This is a genomic window from Streptomyces mesophilus (genome assembly GCF_011044995.1).
GTDB classification, from domain to species: domain Bacteria; phylum Actinomycetota; class Actinomycetes; order Streptomycetales; family Streptomycetaceae; genus Streptomyces; species Streptomyces mesophilus.
The window spans coordinates 1-5,402 of the sequence record NZ_JAAKZW010000356.1 but is presented as its reverse complement, the minus strand read 5'-3'; the positions used below and the strand labels follow the sequence as shown (position 1 = coordinate 5,402).

The 5,402-nt window shown below is 71.0% G+C and carries 4 protein-coding genes; 2 read left to right on the top strand and 2 right to left on the bottom strand.

Translation table 11 applies throughout. The annotated features are described in order from the left end of the window. Positions 1–50: 50 nt before the first annotated feature. Positions 51–1,226, bottom strand: coding sequence for a dihydrodipicolinate synthase family protein (locus tag G6045_RS38955; RefSeq protein ID WP_165336980.1), 1,176 nt, complete (start codon positions 1,224–1,226; stop codon positions 51–53). Between the two features lie 168 nt (positions 1,227–1,394). Beyond that, the gene (locus G6045_RS38950; protein WP_165336979.1) at positions 1,395–2,561 is read right to left on the bottom strand and encodes a Gfo/Idh/MocA family protein; all 1,167 of its coding nucleotides are present in this window, start codon (positions 2,559–2,561) and stop codon (positions 1,395–1,397) included. A 405-nt stretch (positions 2,562–2,966) separates the two neighbouring features. Between G6045_RS38950 and G6045_RS38945 the strand changes: the two genes are divergently transcribed. Continuing rightward, complete coding sequence (locus tag G6045_RS38945; protein WP_165336978.1) at positions 2,967–4,007, top strand: LacI family DNA-binding transcriptional regulator; 1,041 nt, start codon at positions 2,967–2,969, stop codon at positions 4,005–4,007. 283 nt (positions 4,008–4,290) lie between these two features. Then, positions 4,291–5,232, top strand: coding sequence for a bifunctional helix-turn-helix transcriptional regulator/GNAT family N-acetyltransferase (locus G6045_RS38940; RefSeq protein ID WP_165336977.1), 942 nt, complete (start codon positions 4,291–4,293; stop codon positions 5,230–5,232). Positions 5,233–5,402: the final 170 nt, after the last annotated feature.

Sequence of the window (5,402 nt, the reverse complement as noted above, 5' to 3'; positions counted from 1 at the left end):
GGAAAGGGGGGTGCCGGGCGTGGAGTTCGCGGCGTGATGCGCGGGGCTGGTCACTGGGCGACTCCGTGCACGTCGAGCAGAGATGTCATACGGGATGCGGCGAGCGCCGGGTCCGGGAACAGGCCGAGCTGGTCGGCCAGTTGGTAGGCGCGCGCCAGGTGCGGGAGCGAGCGTGCCGACTGCAGGCCGCCCACCATCGAGAAGTGGGACTGGTGGCCGGCGAGCCAGGCGAGGAAGACGACTCCGGTTTTGTAGAAGCGGGTGGGTGTCTGGAACAAGTGCCTCGACAACTCAACAGTGGGATCCAGGAGTTCACGGAAGCCCTTGGTGTCGCCCGTGTCCAGGACGCGGACCGCCTCGGCCGCGAGCGGGCCGAGCGGGTCGAAGATGCCGAGCAGGGCGTGGCTGAAGCCGTGGTCGTCGCCGGCGATGAGTTCGGGGTAGTTGAAGTCGTCGCCGGTGTAGCAGCGCACGACGCCTCCGGCAATACGCGACAGCCGGCGGCGCAGGGCGACCTCGCGGTCCGCGTCGAGCAGCGAGACCTTGATGCCCTCCACCTTGTCCGCGTGGGCGGCGATCACCTCGAGGAAGGTCTCGGTCGCGGCGTCCAGGTCCGCCGAGCCCCAGTAGCCCTCGAGAGCGGGGTCGAACATGGGGCCGAGCCAGTGCAGGATCACGGGCTCGGACGCCTGACGCAGCAGGGTGCCGTAGACGGTGAGGTAGTCCTCGGGGCCGCGGGCGACGGCCGCGAGGGCGCGGGACGCCATGAGGATCGCCTGCGCGCCCGTCCCCTCCACGAGCGCGAGTTGTTCCTCGTACGCGGCCGTCACCTCGGCGAGCGTCGGCAGTCCGGCGGGCCCGGTGAGCTGGTCGGTGCCGACACCGCACGCGATCCGTCCGCCCACCGCCTTGGCCTCGGCGGCGGAGCGGCGGATCAGTTCGGCCGCGCCCGCCCAGTCCAGGCCCATGCCGCGCTGCGCGGTGTCCATGGCCTCGGCGACCCCGAGGCCGTGCGACCACAGATGGCGGCGGAAGGCGAGGGTCGCGTCCCAGTCGACGGCGGCCGGTCCGTCCGGCGACACATCGGCGTACGGGTCGGCGACCACATGGGCGGCGGAGAACACCGTGCGCGAGACCAGCGGTGCGCTGCCCGAGACGGTGAACGGTTGGGTGCGCGGCGTATAGGCGAAGGTGCCGCCGCCGGCGCGGGGCAGGTGGATCGTCATGGTGCGGGCTCCGTCGGATCGCGGCGGGTCAGAGGGTCGGCTCGGGCACGTCGTGACGGCGGGTCACAGGTTCGGCTCCCGCATGTCGTGACGGCGGGTCACAGGGTCGGCTCCGGCACGTCGTGACGGCGGATCACAGGTTCGGCTCCGGCACGTCGTGACGGCGGGTCACAGGTTCAGCTCCGGCACGTCGTAACGGCGGCCCTCCGACGAGGACTTGAGGCCGAGCTCGGCGAGCTGGACGCCGCGGGCGCCGGCGAGCAGGTCCCAGTGGTAGGGCTCGTCCAGGACGACGTGGCGCAGGAAGAGCTCCCACTGGACCTTGAACCCGTTGTCGAAGTCACCGTTGTCCGGCACTTCCTGCCACTGGTCGCGGAACGACTCGGTGACGGGGATGTCGGGGTTCCAGACGGGCTTGGGAGTGGCCGAGCGGTGCTGGACGCGGCAGTTGCGCAGGCCCGCCACAGCCGAGCCCTCGGTGCCGTCGACCTGGAACTCGACGAGTTCGTCGCGGTTGACGCGTACCGCCCAGGAGGAGTTGATCTGGGCGACGATCGAGCCTTGGGGGCTGTCCAGCTCGAAGATGCCGTACGCGGCGTCGTCGGCGGTGGCGTCATAGGGCTTGGACTGCTCGTCCCAGCGCTGCGGAATGTGCGTCGAGGCCAGCGCGGTCACGGACTTCACACGGCCGAACAGCTCGTGCAGGACGTACTCCCAGTGCGGGAACATGTCGACGACGATGCCGCCGCCGTCCTCGGCGCGGTAGTTCCAGCTGGGGCGCTGGGCCTCCTGCCAGTCGCCCTCGAACACCCAGTAGCCGAACTCGCCGCGTACGGACAGGATCCGGCCGAAGAAGCCGCCGTCGATGAGGCGCTTCAGCTTGAGCAGACCCGGCAGGAAGATCTTGTCCTGGACGACGCCGTGCTTGACGCCGGCGCCGTTGGCGAGACGGGCCAGCTCCAGGGCGCCCTCCACGGAGGTGGCGCTGGGCTTCTCGGTGTAGATGTGCTTGCCGGCGGCGATGGCCTTCTTGAGGATGCCCTCGCGGGTGGAGGTCATCGCGGCGTCGAAGAAGATGTCGATGCTGTCGTCGGCGAGGACGGCGTCCACGTCGGTGGAGACGTTGGCCTGATCCAGACCGTGCTTCTCCGCGAGTGCCCGCAGGGCGTGCTCGCGGCGGCCGACGAGGACGGGCTCCGGCCACAGGACCGTGCCGTCGCCGAGGTCGAGGCCGCCCTGCTCGCGCAGCGCGAGGATCGAGCGGACCAGGTGCTGGCGGTAACCCATGCGCCCCGTCACGCCGTTCATGGCGATACGCACCGTTTTGCGTGTCACTGATGTCCCTCCGTATGGCAGGCGCGCGCCGGTCGGCTTCGACGCCGGGTCGTTGATGGGTCCGTTCCTTGCGGTCGCCACCCGGGGGCAGGCATGGAGCGGCATCCGCCGCCTGCCGCACCCTCGATAGCAAGCGCTTTCTATCTACGTCTGCGGGAAAGTTAGCCTGCGAGGTGAGCCCCGGACAAGGGGGCGGCTCAAATCCCCTGCACCACCCGGGGGGCTCCTCGATCCGTCTCTGCGACGATGGGCCTCCAGGTCGTAGCCATCTCGTGGCCGGAAAGCGCCCCCATAACGGACGTACAGCCGGTATCACTTACGGCATCGGTGCAGTGCGTCGACCATCACTGCGCCGGGGCCGCCGGCTGTCGAGCGGCGAACGACCACCAGCTCCCGGAGGACCAGATGACCGTGACTTTGGCGGATGTGGCGGCTCGCGCCCAGGTCTCCCCCGCGACCGTCTCCCGTGTCCTGAACGGGAATTACCCGGTCGCCGCGACCACCCGCGAGCGCGTTCTGCGCGCCGTGGACGAGCTGGACTATGTGCTCAACGGACCCGCGAGCGCCCTCGCCGCCGCCACCTCCGACCTCGTCGGAATCCTGGTGAACGACATCGCCGACCCGTTCTTCGGCATCATGGCCGGCGCCGTGCAGTCCGAGATCGGCGGACCCGGCGGACGGGCCGGCGGCGAGCGGCTCGCGGTGGTCTGCAACACCGGCGGCTCCTCCGAGCGCGAACTCACGTATCTCACCCTGCTCCAGCGCCAGCGCGCCGCCGCCGTGGTGATCACGGGCGGCGCGGTCGAGGACCCCTTGCACGCCGAGGCGATGGCCGGAAAGCTGCGCAGGCTCGGCGAGGCCGGCACCCGGATCGTGCTGTGCGGCCGCCCGCCCGTGCAGGACACCGGCGCGATCGCCCTCGCCTTCGACAACCGGGGCGGCGGCCGGCGGCTCACCGAGCATCTGCTCGACCTCGGCCATCGCCGTATCGGCTACATCGCGGGACCCGAGGAGCGCACCACCACCCGGCACCGCCTCGAAGGCCACCGCGACGCGCTGAAGGCGGCGGGCGTCGACGAGTGCGCGACGGTGCACGGCCCCTACGACCGGCGGTCCGGTTACGAAGCCACCCGCGAACTCCTGCGCCAGGACCCGGACTTGACCGCGATCGTCGCCGCGAACGACACCGTCGCGCTCGGGGCCTGCGCCGCGCTGCGCGAGGCCGGGCTGCGCATCCCCGAGGACGTCTCGGTGGCGGGCTTCGACGATCTGCCGTTCAGCGTGGACGTCGTCCCCGCGCTCACCACGGTCCGGCTCCCGTTGTACGAGGCGGGGGCCCGGGCCGGCCGTATCGCGATGGGCCGTGAGGCGGAGCCGCCGGGGAAGATGTCGGTGATCGCGGGCGAGTTGATGGTCCGGGGGTCGACGGCACGACCGCGGACGTGAGGGAAGCGGGACGGCCGCCCTGCGGCCAGGACCGGCTTCCCGGATACAGCACCGGCCAGTCGAACCGTGTCCCCCGGCACGCACCGCCGTCCGACGGACCGTGAAACCCGGCATCGCCGACCACGACCCCGTCCGGCTCGGACACCACCGCACGCACGCGGCCGCTGTCCACCGGATCGCACAAGGGCCCGCCGCCCCGGCCCGGCACACCGGTTCCGCACGCCCGGCCCGAGCGCTACCTTTGACTCAGTCAAAGGTATTCCTCGACGTACCGAGGTGCGCCATGCCCCAGCAGTTCATCCACGAGATCCGGGCCTTCAACCGCTTCTATACGAACCTGATCGGCGCGCTCGATTACAGCCGCCATCTGTATCTGCCGTACACGCTGACCGAGTCCCGCGTCCTGTACGAGCTCGCTCACCGCGAGGAGCCCGAAGCGGCGGACCTGCGGGCCGAACTCGGCATCGACGCCGGATACTTGAGCCGGCTGCTCGCCAAGTTCGAGAAGGACGGCCTGGTCGAGCGCGCGCCCTCGCCGCGCGATCCGCGCCGCCAGCGGATCACGCTCACGCCGCGGGGCCGGGAGGCCTCGGAGCTGCAGGAGGAACGGTCGCGCGAGGCGGTCGGCGTGCTGCTCAGCAAGGTACCGGCCGCCGAACGTCCGCGCCTGACCGAGGCCATGCGCACGGTGCGGACCGTCCTGTCCGACGCGCGCCCCACCAAGGCCGCCCAGGTCCGGCTGCGCGAGCCCGGTCCCGGCGACCTCGGCTGGATGGTGATGCGCAATGCGGCCCTGTACGCGGCCGAGTACGGCTGGAACGCGGATTACGAGGGGCTCGTGGCGCGCGTCGTGGCCGACTTCGCCGAGGATCACGATCCGCATCTGGAGCGGGTGTGGATCGCGGATCTCGACGGGATCCCGGTCGGCTCGGTGATGTGCGTGCGGGATGACGCTCCTGGTACGGCGCGGTTGCGGTTGCTCCTGGTTGAACCCGACGCTCGGGGGCACGGGATCGGGGACCGGCTGGTCGCGGCGGTGATCGGCTTCGCGCGGGAGCAGGGGTACCGGGAGCTGGTGCTGTGGACCAACGATGTGCTGGAGGCGGCGCGGCGTATCTATCTGCGGCACGGGTTCGTGCTCACCGCGGAGAGGCCGCACCGGTCGTTCGGGCGCGATCTGGTGGGGCAGGACTGGAGGTTGCCGCTCCATGCGGCGCCGGCTTGACCGCGGGCCAGCGGGCGCGTGCGGCGCCGGGAGCGACGAATAGGATGCGCAATGCGGCCCTGTACGCGGCCGAGTACGGCTGGAACGCGGATTACGAGGGGCTCGTGGCGCGCGTCGTGGCCGACTTCGCCGAGGATCACGATCCGCATCTGGAGCGGGTGTGGATCGCG

Excerpts from the sequence above, each read along its gene's own strand:
- G6045_RS38955 (WP_165336980.1), bottom strand. The coding sequence starts at position 1,226 with ATGACGATCCACCTGCCCCGCGCCGGCGGCGGCACCTTCGCCTATACG.
- G6045_RS38945 (WP_165336978.1), top strand. The coding sequence starts at position 2,967 with ATGACCGTGACTTTGGCGGATGTGGCGGCTCGCGCCCAGGTCTCCCCC.
- G6045_RS38940 (WP_165336977.1), top strand. The coding sequence starts at position 4,291 with ATGCCCCAGCAGTTCATCCACGAGATCCGGGCCTTCAACCGCTTCTAT.